This is a genomic window from Ureibacillus sp. GCM10028918 (assembly GCF_042666115.1).
Taxonomy (GTDB): Bacteria; Bacillota; Bacilli; order Bacillales_A; family Planococcaceae; genus Ureibacillus.
Window position 1 is genome coordinate 1 of sequence record NZ_JBHTFK010000039.1, and the last position, 20,949, is coordinate 20,949.

The following is a 20,949-nucleotide window of genomic DNA, read 5'->3' on the forward strand; positions in this document are numbered from 1 at the left end:
CCTGAGCCAGGATCAAACTCTCCATAAAAGAGAAAATTTGATAAAGCTCAAATTTTTGTCAGACATTAATACTAATGTCCGAAAAACATCTGCTGGCATCAATTTCGATGTCCAAAATTTTGTTTCTCTAAATTAATAGAAGAAACTAGTTTCATTAACGTTTTGTTGTTCAGTTTTCAAGGTTCATTTGTCTGTTGTTTTACAGCAACTTTTATATAATAACTCAAACGTTATTTTATGTCAAGTATTTTTTCGCGTTTTAACAACGACTTTTCATATTATAACTTATCCCTAACTCTTAGTCAATCAATATTTCGAAATACTTTTCTTTCAAAAAACGTTGTCGTTAAGGACAAGTAATAATATACTACAATTAATTTTACTAATCAAGTATTTTTCCAAAAAAACTTCTTAATAATTTTTATATCAATAACAAATAGCAAAATACCTACCATTACAATTAGTCCGCCAATAATCTGAGTCGTGATAAGTTTCTCGCTAAAAACAAGATAAGCTAATATCGCTGCTCCAATTGGTTCAAACAATACAGCTACTGAAATAACATTTGTACTTACCCACTTTACAGCCCAATTAAATAAGGTATGTCCTAATAAGTTTGGAATGATTGCTAGTAATAAGAACCAGATCCAAGTCATTGAAGAGTATGGTCCAAATGATTCCCCTTTTAATAGTACATAGAAAAATAAACAAATGGTACTGCTCGAATAAACTACCATTGTATAGGTAATTAAAGATATGCGTTTTCGGACATCTTGCCCGAACAGTAAATATCCCGTAATTAAGCCACATGCAATTAAAGCAAGTAAATCACCATAAAGGGCACTACCACTCACTTTAAAATCTCCCCAGCTTATTAAAAAACTTCCAGCTATTGCAATGATACCTGAAAGGATTGTCTTTGCTGAAAGCTTTTCCTTAAAGAAAAAATATGTTCCGATGAATGCAAATAGCGGTTGTAGGGTAACTAGTACTGTAGAACTTGCAACAGATGTGTAATTTAAAGACTCGAACCACAATATAAAATGAAAAGCTAAGAATACTCCTGCTATAGACGAAAAAATCCAATCCCTTTTTGTTAATTCTTTTAGTTCGTGTATGTATTTATAAAAGAATAAAGGACTCATGATTAATACGGAAAATAATAATCGATAAAATGCAATGACCCCGGAATCTGCTTTTGCTAACTTAACAAGAATTGCAGATAAAGAAATGGAAATAACACCTATTATGATAGGAATGTAAGGATGTATTTTTGGTTTCAACATTTTTTAAACCTCAAATCTTTCTTTTTATTATATTAATAAAACAGGAGACCACTTCATATTCTTTCATTTATAACCAATTTTATCAACAATAAAAGGAGAGGAAATATTGGATATCATTATTTTAAACGAAAGTCTTTCTTATGAAATTATTATTAAATTAATTATTGCAGCTACATTAAGTTTAATAATAGGTATTGAAAGGGAATTAAAAAAGAAACCAGTTGGATTGAAAACCAGTTTAGTCATCGCCACGTTTAGTTGCTTGTTAACTATTATTTCTGTTGAAGCTGCGTATAGTACACCTCCACGTGAGGATATTAATATTACAATGGATCCGCTTCGTTTAGCTGCGCAAATTGTCAGCGGTATAGGTTTTTTAGGTGCTGGTGTAATTTTGCGTAAGGGAAATGATAGTATAACAGGACTAACTACAGCTGCGATGATTTGGGGAGCAGCTGGAATTGGGATAGCTGTTGGTGCAGGGTTTTATATAGAGGCTTTTGTATCGGTTGTAATTGTTGTAGTTGGAATTGAGTTAATCGCTCCGTTCCTATTAAAAATTGGTCCTAAAAAAATACGCATGAAAGAGCTCGTACTGAAAGCACTTTTAAAGGATGAAGAAAACATACACAATTTACTAGCTTTTATGAAGGAAAATGATATGGAAATCGAAAATATTCGTATTCGAGATGTTCAGGTAGCGGCAGATGAATCGTTATTTGAAGTCGATATACGATTTTCAGCATTATTTAAGTCAGATACTATATCAATTTATCGTACTTTGCACACACTATCCTATGTACAAAAAATCGAGCTTGAAAGCTTAGGCTAATGGAGGAAATTTAATGGGCGAATTTTTCAAATTATTAAAAGGTGGAAATAAACCATCTCTAATAGCAGCACTAGTGAACTTATTTTTAGGTATTATTAAAGGAGCAGCTTATTTTTTTACAGGAAATGTCGCAATGTTTGCCGAAATGATGCACTCTCTTGGCGATGCAGCAAACCAATTTTTCGTGTTTATTGGTTCAGCACTTTCTAAAAAGGCACCAACTAAAAGATTTCCAAACGGCTTTGGTCGGGTAGTAAACTTGGTTTGTTTAGGAGCAGTATTGATTGTTGCCATTCTTTCTTACGAAACGATAAAAGAGGGTTGGCATCATTTTAGACACCCCGCCGAAGAATCTGAAGGTATACTAATTGCACTAGGAGTGCTACTAGTCGGATTTATTCTAGAAGCGTTTGTATTGCATAAGGCTGCAAAAGAAGTACTTCACGAGGCTGGTAAAGAAAAAGCAGGGATTATGGCAATTCCACAGTCAATTGCCTATTTAAATCGTGCCAAACCAGCAACAAAACTTGTTTGGATGGAGGATTTAGTTGCAACAGGCGGTAATCTGCTTGCATTCCTTGCAATTGTCATTGCCTATTTCACAGGATTTAATGCACTTGAAGGATTAGTATCAATGATTATCGGTATTATGATGTTCTATGTTGTCGGAAGAGTCTTTCTCGATAACGCTCGGGGAGCTATTGGTGAAACAGATGAAGAGATGCACGTTCATATTGGGAACCTGGTAATGGAGGATCCGCATGTTACAGATATAAGAAGCTTAGAAGTAGTAAAAGAAGGCGAATTTTTACACGTTGAACTGGTCGCTGAAACAGATCCAAATCAATCACTTGCCTATTTAGATGATGTTCGCGATCATTTGATTGAACTAATTATGAGTCAAAAGAATGTAACCAAGGTAACACTTTCCTTTGATGAAGAGGATGGTAAGACCGAGTGGAAACATCATCTGAAAGATAATAAGATTCTTAATGATGAAGTAAATAAACCATAAACATAAAAGAGGTAGAATTTATATTAAGTAATTTAACCCATATGAATTGATTGGAGTGGAGGGACGACCCTTGGGGGAAAAGCTCGAGAGAGACTACAGGGCTCGAGCCGTACACCCCTAAAAGCATCCCTGCAACAGAAATCAATTTAGTGAAAAAAATATCAAATTTCTCAAATGAGAAATTTGATATTTTTTGTTTTGTCCCAATCTCTTCCTTATTCCTTATTTTATAGGGACATTTCTAAAATTGTTCGTACATCTTCTGCTTGCAATGATTTAAATCTTCCAAAAGGTCCATTGATCATTGATTTTTCAACCAGAACATCTAACTGCGAATTATCAATGTTATAATCAGCTAATCGACTTGGAGCTCCAATTGAAGTCCAGAACTCTCTTAAGCGTTCGATTCCTTCTAATGCAACTTCCTCGACTGTTTTTCCTTCTGGGTTTACATTAAACACGCGAGTTGCTAAACCGGCAAATCGTTCAGGATTAACTGATAGGTTATGTTTCATCCAATTTGGGAAGATGATTGCTAATCCTCCGCCATGTGGAATATCATAAACAGCTGAAACGGAATGTTCGATATTATGTGTCGCCCAATCTCCACGCGAACCAATTGAAAGGAATCCATTTAAACCAACAGTACCCGCCAATAAAATGGTTTCACGAAGCTCGTAATTTTCTAAATCATTGAGCAGCTTCGAAGCTGTGTTGATGACCGTTCGCAGTACTCCCTCACACATCTCGTCCGTAATTGGTGTATTCGTAGCGTCATGGAAGTATTGCTCAAATACGTGAGACATGATATCAACCATTCCATATACAGTATGGTTTTTTGGAACAGTAAATGTATAGGTTGGATCAAGTATAGAGAATTTAGGAAATACTAAAGGATGTCCCCAACCGTATTTTTCTTGCGTTTCTTCATTGGAAATAACAGAACCCGAGTTCATTTCAGAACCTGTTGCTGCTAAGGTTAGAATCGTTCCCAAAGGCAGTGCATCTAATACACTTGTCTTCTTAATAACAATGTTCCAAGCATCTTCATCCACTTTCGCACCAGCTGCTATTAGTTTGGAACAGTCTATAACGGAACCTCCTCCAATAGCTAATACAAAATCAATGCCTTCTTCTTTACAAATTGCTATTCCTTTACGAGCTGTTTCTACTCTTGGGTTTGGCTCAACCCCACTAATTTCATAAACATTCATATTTAATTCTTTTAAAATTGACATTGCCTCTTCATAAAGACCACTTTGTTTAATACTGCCTCCGCCATAGACAATTAAGATATTCCGTCCATATTGAGGTAACTCCTGCTTTAATTGTTCTATTTGGCCTTTTCCAAAGTGCAAACGAACCGGGTTGTAAAACGTAAAATTATTCAAAAGATGACTCCCCTTTTTTAAAAAATGAAAAAGCTATGCAAAGAATATCTTTACATAGCCATTTTAGCAGATAGGAAAATATAATTCCTTTTATCTGCATTTGTGTCGATAAGCACTAATCTAAATGTTTATACCCACCCGCGGAAGCGAGATGCTTCAGCAGTACGTCGAACACCAACCATGTAAGCCGCTAAACGCATGTTAATGTTTCTTGTAGTTGAAGTAGTATATACATTTTCAAATGCATCTACCATTTTTCTATATAATTTCTCGCGTACTTCTTCTGCAGTCCAATAATAGCCTTGGTTGTTTTGTACCCATTCGAAGTAAGAAACTGTTACCCCACCAGCTGATGCCAATACATCAGGCACTAGTAAGATACCGCGATCTGTTAATATTTTAGTTGCTTCAGCTGTTGTAGGTCCATTTGCTGCTTCTACTACGATGCTCGCTTTAATATCATAAGCATTTTCTGCAGTAATTTGGTTTTCAATTGCAGCCGGAACTAAAATATCACAATCAAGTTCTAGTAATTCTTGGTTTGTAATTGTATTTTCAAAAAGAGTTGTGACTGTACCGAAGCTGTCGCGACGATCAAGTAAATAATCAATATCTAAACCGTTTGGATCTGTTAATGCCCCATAAGCATCGGAAATACCAATAACTTTTGCTCCAAGATCACTCATAAATTTCGCTAGGAAGCTACCTGCGTTACCAAAGCCTTGAATGACAACACGAGCACCCTTGATATCAATATTACGCTTTTTAGCAGCCTCTTGAATAACTATCGTTACACCCTCTGCTGTAGCACGATCTCTACCTTGAGAACCACCAAGCACGATAGGTTTACCAGTGATGAAACCTGGTGAATTGAATTCATCCATACGGCTGTATTCATCCATCATCCATGCCATAATTTGAGCATTTGTAAATACATCCGGTGCTGGAATATCCTTTGTTGGTCCAACGATTTGTGAAATAGCACGAACATAGCCACGACTTAAACGTTCAAGCTCACCCATTGACATTTGACGAGGATCACAAATGATACCGCCTTTACCGCCGCCATAAGGTAAATCAACAATTCCACATTTTAATGTCATCCACATTGAAAGCGCTTTAACTTCATCTTCACTTACCATCGGATGGAAACGAACTCCACCTTTAGTTGGCCCTACTGCATCATTATGTTGGGCACGATAGGCAGTAAATACTTTTGTTGTACCATCATCCATTTTTACCGGAATGCGAACATGCAGCATCCGAAGTGGTTCTTTTAACAATTCATACATCGCTTCATCATAACCAAGTTTATTCAACGCGTCTTTTATTACATCTTGGGTCGATGTAAAAAGATTTAAATTTTCAGCCATTATTTTCGCCTCTTTAGAAATAGTAATAATTGTTTATTCGCAAACATTGTAACATACTTTAAAACTCAATTGGTTAATAATATTGCCACATTTAAGATTGAATCTTTTTAATTAGATAAACCGAAAAATAATATTAAATTATTAGCATTTTCTATAAAAATATGCTGCATCTAGTTTAAAACTATGGGCTTTGTAAAAAAAGCAGACGCCAATAGTCGCCTGCTTTTATTTTTACTAAAATTATAGAGCTTCAGATACTGATTTTGCTTGCATATGAAGCGTTAGGTAGTCTGGACCCCCGGCTTTTGAATCTGTACCTGACATATTGAATCCACCGAATGGTTGGTAACCCACCGTTGCAGCAGTACATCCACGGTTAAAGTATAAGTTTCCTACATGGAATTCTTCACGAGCTTTTTCTAGGTGGAAACGGTTTGTCGATAATACCGCTCCTGTTAAGCCGTATACAGTATTGTTTGCAATATCGATTGCTTCGTCGAAATCTTTTGCTTTCGCGAACGCAAGAACTGGTCCGAAGATTTCTTCTTGCATGATGCGCGCTTGTGGATCAACGTCTGCAAAAATTGTCGGGCTGATGAAGTAACCTTTTGAATCATCAGCAGTACCGCCTGCAACCAAGCGACCTTCACCTTTACCAATCTCAATGTACTCCGTAATTTTCTTAAAGGCTCCAGCATCATTCACTGGACCGATGTATGTTTCTTCGTTTGTTGGATCACCAATCACTAATTCGTTAGTTAACTCAACAACACGATTCAATACAGTTTGGTAAGCTTCGTCACCCACGACAACTGCACGTGAACACGCAGAACATTTTTGACCACTGAAACCAAATGCACTTGTTACGATGGATTGGGCAGCTAATTCAAGATCGGCATTGTCATCAACTACTATTGTATCTTTACCCCCCATTTCAGCAATTACACGTTTAATCCAAATTTGTCCTTCATTTAATACAGAGGCACGTTGGTTAATGCGTAATCCTACATCACGAGAACCTGTGAAACTGATGAAACGAGTACGTGGATGATCAACTAAGTAGTCTCCAACTTCAGCACCTGAACCAGGAATATAGTTAATTACACCAGCTGGAAGACCCGCTTCTTCCATGATTTCCATGAATTTATAAGCAATTACTGGAGTTGTAGAAGCAGGTTTCAATAATACTGTGTTACCTGTAACAACTGCAGCTACCGTAGTTCCCAGCATGATTGCAAATGGGAAATTCCAAGGAGAAATTACAACGCCCACACCTAGTGGAATGTATGAATATTTATTAATTTGATTTTGATTTTGAGCTAAAGGTTTACCCTGTGCAAGCTCAAGCATTTGACGACCATAGAATTCTAAGAAGTCGATTCCTTCAGCGATATCTACATCAGCTTGCACCCAGTTTTTACCAGCCTCTTTTGTTAACCATGCAGAAAGTTCAAACTTACGGCGACGTACAATTGCAGCTGCTTTGAATAGAACTTCTGCACGCATAACAGGATTAACTTTCTTCCATGTAATAAATGTTGAATCAGCAATTTGCATCGCCTTTTCAGCTAATTCTTGATTTGCTTTCGAAACCGAACCAACTACTTCAATTGTATTTGAAGGGTTATAAGAAACGATTTTTTGTTCAGTTGTAACGCGTTCTCCACCAATAATTAATGGATACTCTTTACCAAGTTCACTTTCAACCTTTTTTAAAGCTTCTAAATAAGCTTGACGATTTTCTTCAACCGAGAAATCAGTTAGTGGCTCACTTTTGTACGGAATCATAAATAATCCTCCTTAAAATAATTATACTTATAGTGCGTGATTTGCTAGAAATACATAAGTGCAAAAAATATTTGCACTCCTTTCACAATCCCATGCTAGGGTACCTGTTTTATTGATTGGTGAATCCGGAACCGGGAAAAATTTAATTACAGAAAGTATTCATCATGGACTAAAACCTGCTAATGAACAATTTGTTACGTTACTTAGCCGAAGAACAAACCAATCCATATTAGAAAAATTCGATAACCTTTTAAAAACTAACAAAACGTACACATTCTTTTTTGAAAGAGTTGAATTCTTATCTATCCCTATGCAGCAGCAACTACTCCAAATTTTAAATAAGCTTTCTTTAGAGAGGCATATGTTTGTCGGAAGTATTGGAGATGATCCAATTGATTTAATAAGTAATGGACAACTACTAAAGGATTTATATTATTATTTTGCATCAATGACTATTTATATACCTCCATTAATAGCACGCAAGGAGGATATAATGCCTTTTGTGAATGATTACTTTAGCCGGCATCGTGAAAGGTTTGCATCAATTATTGATGGATTGTCAGAGGATGTAATTGCGTTATTCCTGCAATATAACTGGACAGGAAACTTAAAGGAATTGGAATTATTATTAGATGAAATTGCCTCTATGATCACGAACGAAAAAATTGTTACTTACTGAAATGCTTCCGCTACATTTCCGTTTTAAAGTGCAGCAGCTGGATGAGATAACTCGTAAACCCGATTTTTTCATCCTACAATCAAGCAAAGAACTGTTACGATTAGTTGATTACTTACAAGAAGCCGGGAAGTATTATTTACAAAACGTACTTAATAAATACGAGGAAATATTACGAAAACAGCTAATGCACTAGGTATGAGCAGACAAATCTACAGTATCGACTTCGAAAATTCAAAAAATAAGATGGTATCTATGAATACAAAAAAACAGAGAGCAACACCTGCCCTCTGTACTGAATGTAGCCAAAGCCGGTAATCGACTTTGGCTACTCGTATTTTAAGGTAATTCTTTAAAAGTAAAGGATACCCCACTTTCTTGAAAACGCTTGCCACAATAGGCGGGCAGGATTGCGAAGACCCGAATAGAACAATATGTTCGTGAGGGGGCGAGCTAACCAGCCAACGCAGTATGAAAGCGTTTTTCAACAGTCTGAACAGAGAGCAGTACTCGCCTGCCCTCTGTTTTTTTAATGTCCCGACTGTTCAATCCAATGTTGTAGTTTGTCTTTTAATGATTTAAAACCATCTGCATCACTTTCATCAACACGATCTTGTAAGGTTTTTCTTGGCTGGTCTTTTTTCTTTAGTGGCGGTGCATCTTGCAACGCACGAGTAGATAAGCTAATTTTATCCGATTTCTCATCGATATCTAAAATTTTAACCTGAATCTCTTCGCCCACTTTCAAGAAATCAGCAACATCCTTTACATATCCATACGTAATTTCAGAAATATGAACTAGACCTTGCGATTCTTCATCTAATGCAACAAACGCCCCATAAGGCTGTATGCCAGTTACCTTACCGGTTACAACTTCACCTACTTCGTATTTTTTTGTCATAAAACGGTTCCTACTTTCCTTATCTACGTAAATGTCATGTTAAATTATAACATATGTCCAGTTCGTGAACAAAGATTCACCTTAATGAATAAGAAATTAATTTCAAAACTATTCGAAAAATCATCTTAACAAAAAAGGGCTTTCCGATTAAAAAATTCATATTTCTGACAAATTATTAGCAGAAGTTATATAATAAAATATAATGTGTAGAACTAGTAATAAGAAAGGGCGTGTTTATGTTGCAACAGAAATTCCATGAACAATTAAAATTTTTAAGAGAAGAGAGAAATTGGTCCCTTGAAGAATTATCGAAGAAGGTGCAAGTTGGCGTTGAAAAATTAGCGCAATACGAAAAAGGTGAACTAATACCTTCTGTGCAAACAGTATTAAAGCTTTCCACTGCATTAGAGGTACCTGCTTCTAATTTAATGGATGGTATTCAAGCATAAGTAAAATGATGAATAGAATTCTAAACAAAATCAAAAAGGATTTCCTTTAAGTGATGTGCCCGCATACTGTAGATAAGCTATCTACAGTAGGTCAAATCATACATTAGAAGGAAATCCTTATTTCGTCTTGCGTACTATTTGAAGCTTCACCTTTCTTACACGATACACTTTGCTTCAAATTTAATTGCAATTAATTTATATGAAATTTCAACACATTTTTCAAAAGGTATCCATTGTTCAAATGAATGCTCGTAAACCTGCTGAATAACCTTTGCAAGATTACTAGGATCATCTATTCCCTGAAGCGCGGCCACTACGTCAGCTGTTTCAGTGTCGTAGCTTTCTTCACCGATATTAAATGGATCCCATTCTTCTAAAAGTTTAATTGCCGCTTTGTTCATTAAGATATTGTCCAAAGTTTTCACCCTATTTTTACGATTATGTATGCTATTATATAATACAGAATTAAAAAAAGAAATGAGGGATACGTTTGTTTAATTTTGATGAGCTTTTTGATCGTAAAAATACAAGCAGTTTAAAATGGGACCAATTCAAGGACCGTCTAAAAATGCAATATAATGTTGAAGATGCTTCAGATATTCTTCCTATGTGGGTTGCCGATATGGATTTTGCTATACCACAAGTTGTCTCAGACGCTATTAAAGAACGTCTTGATCATCCTATCTTTGGTTATTCATATGTAAGTGCTGAATGTAAAGATGCAATTGTTGGTTGGTATGAACGTCGCCATGATTGGCACATTGATCCAGATACATTAATGTTCCATCAAGGTGTTGTACCGGCTTTAGGAACAATTCTCGAAACATTTACACAACCTGGCGATAAAATTTGCATTTCGACACCAGTATATCCTGCATTTTTCCATATACCAAATGCCCAAAAACGCGAAGTTGTGGAATGTGAGTTAGTACTTACTGATAACACACTGAAATTTGATTTTACTGCTCTTGAGGATCAGTTCAAATCAGGCGTGAAGATTTATGTTCTTTGTAGTCCACATAATCCTGGCGGGATTGTTTGGACAAGAGAAGACCTGGAACAATTAGTTAAACTATGTATCGAATATGATGTACTATTAGTTTCAGATGAAATACATGCTGACATTGTTTTTGATGGTTATAAACACATCCCTACTTTAACAGTTAAGGATGCGGACAAAGCGAAAATCATTACTTGTATCGCTCCCACTAAAACATTTAATATTGCTGGTATTCATGCAGCTATTATGGTAGTGCCAGATCAAGAGCTCCGTGAAAAATTAAACGAAGATAAGCAAGCCCATGGTCGTGATGATTTAAACGTTCTAGCTGCTGCCGGTATTCAAGCTGCCTATGAAAAGGGCGATGACTGGGTTGATTCAATGATTGCATATGTATCTAGCAATATGGATTACGTTGTTGAAGAGTTAAATCAACTTGAAGGAATCAAAGTATCAAAACCGCAGTCTACCTACCTAATATGGATTGACTATCGAGAAACTGGATTTTCTGAGAGCGAGATAATGCATCGTCTATTAGAGAAAGGGAGACTTTCAATCGACCCTGGTACAAAATACAGCGAAGCAGGTAGAGGGTTCTTACGTATGAATGTTGCATGTCCTCTGGAAACAGTGAAAGATGGCGTTGAACGATTTAAAAAAGCTTTATTATGATAAATAAAAAGAATTTGGATACTTTGTAACATTAAAGACAAGTTATGTGTACACATATATTAACAGCTACCAAAACATCAATTTTTGGTAGCTGTTTTTTCAAATTACAATATCTAGCGTTTATGAATAACTAAGTTTTTTTTAGCAGTATAACTTTCAACTAGAATCTTGATGGTTGATACTGTTTCTAATGAATTAATTGATTCTGTTAAGTCATCAAAAACACCTATTTTTTCGGTGAGTTTTATAAATTTCTTTACATATTCTTGCTTTGTCAGTGGATTTTCGGGATCTCCTTTAGGAAAACTTGTTACTTTCGTAATTCGATTGCCACCTATCAGATCAATCTCAAGTTTCGCTCCCCATTGATGAGGATATGACTGATTAATAGTTGGCTCGACTATGACTTCAATTTTATTCATTAAATTTCTAATTTCAGGATTATTAAGAGTTTCCTCATTAAAATCATCCAAGCCGCCAGATTTTTTTACAAGTGCTAGAGCTGTACAAAATTGAATACTAAATTTAGCTGCATAGATAGACTGTGGGTCCATGTTATCCGTGATATCAAGTGCTACCTTATACGTTTCCACTTTTATTTTTTCTATGTCTTGAATATTTAATGGCTCATTTTCCATAAGGTCAATTGCTATATCCATAACGTGGTGGGTATGTCTACAAGACGCATGGACCTTGAATGAATTCTCCATTATTTTAAATCCAGCACCTAAACCTTCTGTCACTTTATTTAAATCGTATGCCTCACTCATTGCTTCAAAGAAACCTCTACGGCCTTCCAAGATTTTCGAAGCCCCCGTAAACCCTTTTTCAGCTAATAAGGCACTATAAACGCCATTCATTGCAGCTTTACCGGGGTGTAATTGCTTAGACATAGCGCCATCTTCAATAAACTCCCATAAACCGGCTGCTTGTGTTCCTGCACTACCTAATGCATGGACAATTTGATTTGCCGAAAGATTCAATAATTTGGAAGCAGCAACTGTCGCCCCAAAAGTTCCACAAGTGGCTGTATTATGCCAATAATAATAATGTGAAGAAGTTACAGCCTCACCAATTCGATAACATACCTCATATCCGAGAACTATCGCCAAAATCAAGTCTTTACCGCTTCTATTTTTCCACTCAGCAAGGGCGAGTGCAGCCGGGATTACCACAGTAGCCGCATGAATAATAGAGGCTTTATGAATATCATCCAACTCCACAATATGGCTAGTAGCACCATTAAAAAATGCCGCTTGTGCTACGGAAGTCTTACCGCCGGTTATAAGGGTTGCTTGTTCGTGGCCACCTAGTTCATCGATTAATTCTCTCAGCATTTGAATAGGTGCTTCATTCGAACCTGCAATCGCGGAAGCGAAATAATCTAAAATACAGTGTTTCGTAAACTCGACTACTTCATCAGGCAAATCTTCATATTTCGTCCTTACTACAAAATCTGCAATTATTCTACTAAGCTCCATTCATTCACACTCCCACTCAGATTAATAAGATTTTGGCATGCCCAGAACATTTTGACCTAAGAAAGCAAGAATCATATTGTTGTTTACAGGTGCTACTTGATACATACGAGTTTCGCGGAATTTACGCTCAATATGGTATTCATCTAGAAATCCATAGCCACCAAACGTATTTAAACAAACGTTTGCTGCTTCCCAGCTTGCCTCTGATGTAAGTAGTTTAGCCATATTTGCTTCTTCTCCACATTTCTCATTAGCATCAAATTTACGGGCTGCTTCATAACGTAATGCATCTGCTGCTTTTGCAGAAGCATAGGCATGAGCGATTGGGAATTGAACACCTTGATTTTGGCCGATTGGACGGTTAAATACTACTCGCTCATTTGCATAACGCACTGCTTGATCTATAAAGAAGTAAGCATCTCCAATGGCTTCGGCTGATAGTAAAATACGCTCGGCATTCATTCCATCCAATACATATTTGAAACCTTTTCCTTCTTCTCCTATTAGGCTTTCAAAAGGAACTTTCATATTTTCATACCATACTTGATTGGTTGCATAGTTAAACATTGCACGTACCTTTTCTGACTTGAATGCACCAGGTTGTTTCTCGCGGATTTCACGTAAGTCAATTAAAAACAAGCTTAATCCTTGCGATTTTTTTTCACCTACTTGGTCAATTGGTGTCGTACGTGCCAATAACATTAGTAAATCTGTTTGTAAGACGCGACTAGTCCAGTTTTTATGACCATTAATGATATAGCCATCTTTCGTTTTCTCGGCATATGTTTCAATGGCAGATGTATTCGATCCTGCTTGTGACTCTGTCACTGAAAAAGCTTGGAAACGAATTTCACCGGCAGCAATCCCTGGTAGATATCTTCGTTTTTGTTCCTCAGAACCGTGTTTTAATAACGCTCCCATCGTATACATTTGTGCATGGCAAGCTGCCGCGTGACCACCTGAACGATGTATCTCTTCCAAAATTATACTTGCTTGTGTAATGCCATAGCCTTTTCCACCATACTCTTCGGGAATAAGTACAGATAAATAGCCAGCTTTTGTTAGAGCATCTACAAACTCGTATGGATATTCACGTTCTATATCAAGCTGTTTCCAGTAATCATTAGGGAATGTAGCACATAACTCTCTAACTTCTTTACGTAAAGTTTCAGAATTCACTTTAATTTTAGTGACCATATTTAGCATCCTCCAACTTTATACATTTGATATTGTATCCAATTTTATTTTTTAGAATCTAATACTTTCTTTAAAAGTTCGTTTGTTGCATCAGGCGCATGTTCACGTTTATACACCATCATCGTTCTTAGGAACTCAATTACAATTTTCCCTTCTTGATTATAGCCATAAGTTTTAACCTTGATAATTCCAACATTCGGTCGGGAATTTGATTCACGCTTTTCTAATAGCTCACTGTATGAATAGATTGTGTCCCCTTCAAATACTGGATTCGGTAATCGAATTTCATCCCAGCCAAGATTCGCCATCACGTTTTGCGAAATGTCTGTTACTGATTGTCCAGTTACCAATGCAACCGTAAACGTTGAATCAACTAATGGTTTACCGAATTCCGTTTGAGCTGAGTAAAATTCATCAAAATGAATCGGGTTTGTATTTTGTGTTAATAATGTAAACCAAATATTATCAACTTGTGTGACTGTTCTACCAAGTGGATGCGGATAGATGTCACCTATTTCAAAATCCTCATAAAAACGACCTTTCCAACCTGGTTTAATTTGCATACTATTATTCATATTAATACACCCCTTGTAATTTATTGTTTAATAGTAATATTTAATTCTTCTAAAATCTTTTCTGTATGTTCTCCTACTCGTGGTACACTTCCCATCACAGGCTCTACGCCAGCAATTGTTGCTGGAGGCAGTAATGCTCTGATCTGGCCATTAGGTGTTTCTATATCTCTCCATCGATCACGGGAATTTAATTGTGGATGATTGAAGAATGACCGCATATCATTTAGCCGGGCATTCGCAATTTGTGCTTTGTCTAAACGTGAAGTTAAGATTTCCGAAGTGATGTTGTTAAATTCATTTTCTATTAAGCTTTTCAACTCTTCTTTGTGCTGGTTGCGTTTAAAGTTACTATTATATTTTTCGTTGCCAGCCAAAGAAGGACTCTCTAAGACCTCATTGCAAAATCTATTCCATTCTCTTTCATTCTGAATTCCTAAGAAGACTGATTTCCCGTCTCCACACATGAAAGGACCATAAGGATAAATCGTTGCATGGCTCGCACCTGTACGAGGCGGTTCTTCACCACCATATGCTGCATAATACATAGGATAGCCCATCCATTCTCCCAGCGCTTCTAGCATAGAGATATTTAAAATGGATCCTTTACCCGTATTTTGACGTTGGATCAATGCTGTCAAAATTCCACTATATGCATACATTCCCGCGCTAATATCTGCAATGGATATACCTGCTTTTGAAGGATTATCTTCTGTTCCCGTAATTGACACCAGGCCTGCTTCGCATTGAATTAGTAGATCATAAGCCTTCTTGTCTCGATAAGGTCCACTATCTCCATAACCTGAAATACTACAAATAATTAGTTGAGGAAACTCCCTAGTTAACTCTTCAGGATTGAATCCCAGTCGTTCAATAGCCCCGGGTGCTAAATTTTGAATGAAAACATCAGCTTTTTGTAATAACTTTTTTAAAATCTCTTTCCCTTGTTCTGATTTCAAATCTACTTCGACCGATTCTTTTGATCGATTAATCCAAACAAAATGACTTGATTGTCCATGAACCGTCGTGTCATAATTTCTTGCAAAATCACCAACTTCGGGTCTCTCTACTTTTATCACTCTCGCACCTAAATCTGCTAATTGCCTACTTGCAAACGGTGCCGCGACTGCTTGTTCCAAACTTACAACTGTAATACCTTCCAAAGGTAACATTCGCATCCCTCCAACCTCTTATTTAGAATCGATAAAAAATGTTCCAAAAGCTTTTGCCACTAATTCATCTTCTTCGTTATAAATCGAGCATTCCGCCACTGCTGTCCGATTGCCTAGGTGTAAAATCTCAGATTTTCCGATAACAAAAGGTCCTTTAGCTTTGCGAATATAGTTCATTTTCAGTTCAAGGGTATAGACATCCCGTTTTTCCTCTAACCGATGCATGATATCTTCTGCAATTACTAAATCTGCAAGTGTGTAGAGCGCCCCTCCATGGGCATTTCCATAACGATTACTATTGTTTGTTCCTAAAAACATTTTTGCGCTATTCTCGTTCAGCCAACTAATCTGTAGAAAGTGCCCTAATAAATGAAATGGTCTCTTTTTGATATTTTTATATGCTGCCAACCAACTTTCTAGATTTGCATAGTCTAAATCATTAAAGGTTTCGGTAATTTCATCTATGATACTTTCATTTAATTTTCGAATAAACATCACCTTTTTGACTTATCTAAATTCTTTTTAACTAAACATTAGTTTCTTCAGCTGCTATGCTTCCCTGAATGCGGCAACACCTAATTCATAGTAGTCTTGGCCATTTGCGTCATTAATGACGATTAAAGGCATATTTTCTACTTCTAATTTACGAATTGCTTCAGTTCCTAAATCTTCATATGCAATAACCTCAACGCATTTGATGCATTGGGCAATTAGTGCAGCCGATCCCCCAATGGCTGCAAAGTACACGGCTTTATTATTTATAATGGACTTCTTTACTTCTTCGTTTCGATATCCCTTACCAATCATTCCCTTCAATCCTAAGTCAAGTAAGGATGGCGTATATTTATCCATTCTTTCACTTGTTGTTGGCCCAGCCGAGCCAATGACTTGATTGTCTTTTGCTGGTGTCGGACCTACGTAATAAATTACCTGATCAGTTAATTCAAAAGGTAATGCTTCTCCCGCTAGACAGGCTTCATACATTCTTTTATGTGCTGCATCTCGAGCAGTATAAATTGTTCCACTTAATAAAACGGCATCTCCAGCTTTTAAATTTTCTATCGTTGCTTCATTAAGTGGTGAAGTGATATGAATTGGCAATCGTAGTCCCCCCTATAGAACTGCTTCTTTATGTCTACTAGCATGACAATTTAAGTTTACGGCTACAGGCAATGCTGCAATATGACACGGTTCAATCTCAATCTTTACATCTAAGGCTGTTGTAGAACCGCCCATTCCTTGTGGTCCGATTCCCAACCTATTAATCTCTTGCATAAGTTCTTCCTCTAACTGTGCAATGTCTGGCAATTGACTTCGAACACCCAGAGGTCTAAAAAGAGACTTTTTCGCTAAATAGGCACAACGTTCAAAATTCCCGCCTATTCCAATACCTACAACGAGGGGAGGACAAGCATTGGGACCGGCTACTTTAACAGTGTCAAGAATGAATTGCTTCACGCCATCTACTCCATCGGATGGCTTTAACATTTTGAGTGTACTCATATTTTCAGCCCCACCACCTTTTGCACTCATATGCAAAACTAACTGGTCTCCAGGAACTACTTCGATATGGACAACTGAAGGGGCATTATACTGTTCCGTTTTTTGTCTTGTTAAGGGATGATTTATAATTGAACTTCTTAGAAAACCTGTTTGATACCCTTCTGCTACGCCTTCATTAATGGCATCTATCAAACTACCATCAACAATGTGGCAATCTTGGCCCAATTCCACTATAAATACTGCAACACCAGTATCCTGACACATTGGCACTCGAGTTTTTGTGGCTAATGCTGCATTATCTAATAATTGATTGATGATCATCTTACCTGTTTCGGATTTCTCAGTTTGCTGTGCGTTTTGGAAAGCCTTGATTACATCTTCTCCCAAATCGTAATTAGCGGCCTGACACATATCAGCAACCTTACTAACAATGTCTCGATAATGAATTAATCTCATTGCAAGTCCCCTTTGAACATTAAATATGAACCAATTATTCTATCCCGATTGTACTTTGTCTTGAAATGATTCTTTTAGCTTGTTCATAGACCGGGTAATCAATCATTCTCCCATGATAGGCTACCGCTGCCTTGCCATTTGATAAGGCTTCTTCAAACGATTGAACAATAGCCTTGGACAGCTCAATTTCTTCTTCTGATGGCATATATAATTTATGCAATAATTCAATTTGCTTTGGATGAATTAATAGCTTTGCCTGCATACCCAAAGTTTTGGCATTTTTCACTGACTCAATAAATCCTTCTTCGTTATTAAAATCAATATAAGGACAATCGATTGGACTTTCGATTCCAGCAGCAGCTGAAGAATTAATTAACATTGATTTTGCAAATAAAAGTTCCGTTTCTTTTTTTGAAGGTGTTGCACCAATATCCAATGAATAATCAACAGCTCCAAAAGCTAAACGTTGAATAGATTCATGAGATGCAGCGATTTCATAGGCATTCAAAACACCTTTAGCGCTTTCAATTAATGGAATAATCAAATAATTTTTAATGGAATTTTGCTCAATAAAATGAACTAATTGTTTAATGTCTTCTGCAGATTCACATTTAGGTAACATAATATTTTTAAAATTAGATTTACACACCGCTTCCAGATCATATCTCCAATGTACTGTATCAATTGAATTGATTCGTACACATACTGATTTTTGCAGAAGATCAGCTTCTTTGCCCATAGTAGATAATAATTGCCGTGCATTTTCTTTTTCCTTCTCGGCAACTGCATCTTCTAAATCAATAATAACAATATCCGCATCAGATGTAAGCGCTTTTTTAATAATGCGTTCATTAGACCCTGGTACAAACAAATAAGATTGCATTGTATAAACACCCCCTATATTTACCAAACATTATATATTGTATCCAATATTCAATTCAATAGTTTTTTATATTTTTTTTATAAACTTGATGGTAAAATGAAATTTAATTAAACATTTTATCCAATATCCCACTATTTTTTTGGAGGCAGTGAAGAGATGTCAATGAATATAAAGTTAAATACACAGGATTTAGAAACTATACCAGTAAAAATCTGTCGCGTACTTCGAGAAGCGATTATTAAAGGTGAATTCCTGCCCGGTGAACGTTTAATTCAAGATGAATTGGCAAAATCCCTGGGAGTAAGCCGCATGCCCATTCGTGAAGCGATCAAGCAATTGGAGGCTGAAGGTTATGTCACTTTAGAACCCCATAAAGGAGCTATAGTTAGAGAATTCTCAGTGAAGGAAATTGAAGAACTTTACTTCCTTCGTTCAAAGTTTGAACCCCTAGCTATAAAAGAAAGCTTAAAATTTATCAATTCAAATACAATACAACAATTAGAAAACTTAAATGATGAAATGAACCTTTCAAAAGAAGTAAGTAAATTTATTGAGTTAAATATTTTATTCCACAATCTATTAATAAAAGATTGCCCGTGGGAAAAATTAAATTCATTTATCAAGAACTTATGGACGGGATTCCCCCAACAGACGCCACACTTACTTCCAGACCAGATTGAAGTGTCAAAACAAGAGCATAAAGATATGGTTGAAGCGATTAAAAATAATAATCATCAATTAGTTTGCGATATAATGGAAAAACATATTATTCGCGCTGGTAATCAAGTCATAGAAAATATAAAAAATAATAAATAATAAAAAAAGCAAGGTTTGTAGCCAACAAGTCTTGCTCTTTTACTATTGATCCATGCAAATACTTGTCCTCTGCCACACCCTCTTTTTCTTTAAAGAAGACTTGTAGGACAGGTTAGCATTAGAATTATTCCGAGAACAGCTAGGACCGCTTCTGCATTAAGCCTAGTAATTATAACCGCTTTCTGGAACATTTTTTGTATGTTCATAACTAAAGAAGAAAGGTCATGGATTTTTTCCACTTTTTGCAACTCCCTTCCCTTCCCCCTCTCCTTTCTTTATAATAGGTGAAAATACTAAATATACAAAAATCTAAACAAAGCAAATAATAATATATTTATAGAATTAAATAATAGGACAATTAGCATATCAACTGATTAACAGCGGCACAAATAATTTTAAAAGTCGGGGTGATGGGTATATGACTTTAAAAGTTTTCATAGTAGAGGATGATCCAATGGTTCTTGAAGTGAACAAAAGCTTCTTAAATAGAATAACCGGTTTTAGTGTAACTGGTGAAGCACAAAGTGGTAATGAGGCTTATAAAAAGATCTCTAAAATGAAACCAAATTTGATTCTTTTAGATATGTATTTACCTGATATGTCAGGTATAGAGCTACTTCAAAAAATTCGGAATGAATCTATTCCATCTGACGTTATCATGGTTACTGCAGCAAGTGATGCAAAAACAATCCAGCAAGTTGTTCGTATGGGGGCTTTTGATTATTTAGTAAAACCCTTCCGTTTCGAAAGATTTCAAGAAGCATTACAAAAATATCAACGTACAACGAAGCGAATTCCAAATTCTCAAATCCTGAAACAGGAAGAAATTGATATGTGGTTGGGACATAAAATAAGAGAAGAGATTACCTTGCCAAAGGGATTAAATGAAATAACAATGAAACAAATACTCGATGCATTAATGGAACATAACGAACCAATTACCTCTGAGCAACTTGCACAGAATGTTGGCATGGCACGTGTAACCGTTCGAAGGTATTTAGACTTTTTAGCTAAAAATGAAAAAGTGTTCATTAATTTAAAATATGGAACAGTTGGCAGACCAACAAAGTTCTATTCAAATTAATAGTCTGTAAAAAAGCTTGTGAACAATGTTTACAAGCTTTTTTTAATACAGCAAACATTAATAATCCCACATAGACCATAAAAACCAAAATGTCCAATATGACCATAATATTGTATATTCTTTTCATTCTATTATCATCTAATTAATCTAAATTTTCTGCATTTTGTCGAATATTTAAAACATCTTAAAGTAAATTCTGAATTTGATTGTATCCATTATCCATTTGATTGTATCCATTATCCTAAATACTCTTGTTGTCTCAGCTTAAAATGTGACTACTGGTCCAAGAAAAAATGATAAGGTACCTTTTGCTTTACACCTGTTTGAAAAGATAGCATTTTCAAAGTTCAATTGTAATCCGGTAACTCCTTTTAAAAAGACAGCAAAGAAATGAATGCGCTT

At 36.1% G+C, this 20,949-nt stretch carries 21 protein-coding genes; 7 read left to right on the forward strand and 14 right to left on the reverse strand.

Features of this window, described 5'->3' with window-relative positions; all coding sequences use genetic code 11:
* Window positions 1–386: 386 nt before the first annotated feature.
* Complete coding sequence (locus ACFQU5_RS18130; RefSeq protein ID WP_390291088.1) at window positions 387–1,286, reverse strand: DMT family transporter; 900 nt, start codon at window positions 1,284–1,286, stop codon at window positions 387–389.
* Window positions 1,287–1,392: 106 nt separating this feature from the next.
* On the opposite strand from ACFQU5_RS18130, the gene ACFQU5_RS18135 reads away from it, so the two are divergent.
* Both ACFQU5_RS18135 and ACFQU5_RS18140 read left to right on the forward strand, forming a co-directional pair.
* Window positions 1,393–2,118, forward strand: coding sequence for an MgtC/SapB family protein (locus ACFQU5_RS18135; protein WP_390291090.1), 726 nt, complete (start codon window positions 1,393–1,395; stop codon window positions 2,116–2,118).
* A 13-nt stretch (window positions 2,119–2,131) separates the two neighbouring features.
* The gene (locus tag ACFQU5_RS18140) at window positions 2,132–3,133 is read left to right on the forward strand and encodes a cation diffusion facilitator family transporter (RefSeq protein ID WP_390291093.1); all 1,002 of its coding nucleotides are present in this window, start codon (window positions 2,132–2,134) and stop codon (window positions 3,131–3,133) included.
* A 227-nt stretch (window positions 3,134–3,360) separates the two neighbouring features.
* Here ACFQU5_RS18140 and ACFQU5_RS18145 read toward each other — a convergent pair whose 3' ends face one another.
* From ACFQU5_RS18145 to pruA, 3 genes are all read right to left on the reverse strand, one after another.
* Window positions 3,361–4,524 carry an iron-containing alcohol dehydrogenase gene (locus ACFQU5_RS18145; protein WP_390291096.1) on the reverse strand — a complete coding sequence of 388 codons (1,164 nt, stop codon included), beginning with the start codon at window positions 4,522–4,524 and terminating at the stop codon, window positions 3,361–3,363.
* Window positions 4,525–4,652: 128 nt separating this feature from the next.
* Entirely contained in the window at window positions 4,653–5,897 is a 1,245-nt protein-coding gene (locus ACFQU5_RS18150) for a Glu/Leu/Phe/Val family dehydrogenase (protein WP_390291099.1), read from the reverse strand.
* Window positions 5,898–6,137: 240 nt separating this feature from the next.
* A complete protein-coding gene (gene pruA, locus ACFQU5_RS18155; protein ID WP_390291101.1) occupies window positions 6,138–7,685 on the reverse strand; it encodes an L-glutamate gamma-semialdehyde dehydrogenase in 1,548 nt (515 codons plus the stop codon).
* Window positions 7,686–7,743: 58 nt separating this feature from the next.
* On the opposite strand from pruA, the gene ACFQU5_RS18160 reads away from it, so the two are divergent.
* Complete coding sequence (locus ACFQU5_RS18160) at window positions 7,744–8,364, forward strand: AAA-type ATPase lid domain-containing protein (RefSeq protein ID WP_390291103.1); 621 nt, start codon at window positions 7,744–7,746, stop codon at window positions 8,362–8,364.
* A gap of 526 nt (window positions 8,365–8,890) precedes the next feature.
* Here ACFQU5_RS18160 and yugI read toward each other — a convergent pair.
* Window positions 8,891–9,262: a S1 domain-containing post-transcriptional regulator GSP13 gene (yugI, locus tag ACFQU5_RS18165; RefSeq protein ID WP_390291106.1), complete on the reverse strand. Its 372-nt coding sequence runs from the start codon at window positions 9,260–9,262 to the stop codon at window positions 8,891–8,893.
* Window positions 9,263–9,498: 236 nt separating this feature from the next.
* Here yugI and ACFQU5_RS18170 point away from each other — a divergent pair, with 236 nt between their 5' ends.
* Window positions 9,499–9,711 (forward strand): helix-turn-helix domain-containing protein, encoded by a 213-nt coding sequence (locus ACFQU5_RS18170; protein WP_390291110.1) that lies wholly within the window; start codon window positions 9,499–9,501, stop codon window positions 9,709–9,711.
* A 155-nt stretch (window positions 9,712–9,866) separates the two neighbouring features.
* Here ACFQU5_RS18170 and ACFQU5_RS18175 read toward each other — a convergent pair whose 3' ends face one another.
* Entirely contained in the window at window positions 9,867–10,127 is a 261-nt protein-coding gene (locus ACFQU5_RS18175; RefSeq protein WP_390291113.1) for a DUF1871 family protein, read from the reverse strand.
* A 74-nt stretch (window positions 10,128–10,201) separates the two neighbouring features.
* Here ACFQU5_RS18175 and ACFQU5_RS18180 point away from each other — a divergent pair, with 74 nt between their 5' ends.
* The gene (locus tag ACFQU5_RS18180; RefSeq protein ID WP_390291116.1) at window positions 10,202–11,383 is read left to right on the forward strand and encodes a MalY/PatB family protein; all 1,182 of its coding nucleotides are present in this window, start codon (window positions 10,202–10,204) and stop codon (window positions 11,381–11,383) included.
* Between the two features lie 113 nt (window positions 11,384–11,496).
* On the opposite strand, the gene ACFQU5_RS18185 is transcribed toward ACFQU5_RS18180, so the two are convergent.
* The 8 genes from ACFQU5_RS18185 to ACFQU5_RS18220 are packed head-to-tail and all read right to left on the reverse strand — an operon-like array spanning window position 11,497 to window position 18,647.
* Complete coding sequence (locus ACFQU5_RS18185; RefSeq protein ID WP_390291119.1) at window positions 11,497–12,864, reverse strand: MmgE/PrpD family protein; 1,368 nt, start codon at window positions 12,862–12,864, stop codon at window positions 11,497–11,499.
* A 21-nt stretch (window positions 12,865–12,885) separates the two neighbouring features.
* The gene (locus tag ACFQU5_RS18190; RefSeq protein ID WP_390291122.1) at window positions 12,886–14,061 is read right to left on the reverse strand and encodes an acyl-CoA dehydrogenase family protein; all 1,176 of its coding nucleotides are present in this window, start codon (window positions 14,059–14,061) and stop codon (window positions 12,886–12,888) included.
* 44 nt (window positions 14,062–14,105) lie between these two features.
* Window positions 14,106–14,636, reverse strand: coding sequence for a MaoC family dehydratase (locus ACFQU5_RS18195; protein ID WP_486395328.1), 531 nt, complete (start codon window positions 14,634–14,636; stop codon window positions 14,106–14,108).
* Window positions 14,637–14,656: 20 nt separating this feature from the next.
* Complete coding sequence (locus ACFQU5_RS18200) at window positions 14,657–15,805, reverse strand: CaiB/BaiF CoA transferase family protein (protein ID WP_390291125.1); 1,149 nt, start codon at window positions 15,803–15,805, stop codon at window positions 14,657–14,659.
* Between the two features lie 18 nt (window positions 15,806–15,823).
* Entirely contained in the window at window positions 15,824–16,300 is a 477-nt protein-coding gene (locus tag ACFQU5_RS18205) for a PaaI family thioesterase (protein ID WP_390291369.1), read from the reverse strand.
* A 54-nt stretch (window positions 16,301–16,354) separates the two neighbouring features.
* Window positions 16,355–16,906 carry a Fe-S-containing hydro-lyase gene (locus tag ACFQU5_RS18210; protein ID WP_390291128.1) on the reverse strand — a complete coding sequence of 184 codons (552 nt, stop codon included), beginning with the start codon at window positions 16,904–16,906 and terminating at the stop codon, window positions 16,355–16,357.
* Between the two features lie 12 nt (window positions 16,907–16,918).
* Window positions 16,919–17,764 (reverse strand): fumarate hydratase, encoded by an 846-nt coding sequence (locus tag ACFQU5_RS18215; protein WP_390291131.1) that lies wholly within the window; start codon window positions 17,762–17,764, stop codon window positions 16,919–16,921.
* A gap of 34 nt (window positions 17,765–17,798) precedes the next feature.
* Complete coding sequence (locus tag ACFQU5_RS18220; protein ID WP_390291134.1) at window positions 17,799–18,647, reverse strand: HpcH/HpaI aldolase/citrate lyase family protein; 849 nt, start codon at window positions 18,645–18,647, stop codon at window positions 17,799–17,801.
* 156 nt (window positions 18,648–18,803) lie between these two features.
* Here ACFQU5_RS18220 and ACFQU5_RS18225 point away from each other — a divergent pair, with 156 nt between their 5' ends.
* Both ACFQU5_RS18225 and ACFQU5_RS18230 read left to right on the forward strand, forming a co-directional pair.
* Window positions 18,804–19,463 (forward strand): GntR family transcriptional regulator, encoded by a 660-nt coding sequence (locus ACFQU5_RS18225; protein WP_390291137.1) that lies wholly within the window; start codon window positions 18,804–18,806, stop codon window positions 19,461–19,463.
* A 418-nt stretch (window positions 19,464–19,881) separates the two neighbouring features.
* Window positions 19,882–20,547 (forward strand): response regulator transcription factor, encoded by a 666-nt coding sequence (locus ACFQU5_RS18230; RefSeq protein ID WP_390291140.1) that lies wholly within the window; start codon window positions 19,882–19,884, stop codon window positions 20,545–20,547.
* Window positions 20,548–20,949: the final 402 nt, after the last annotated feature.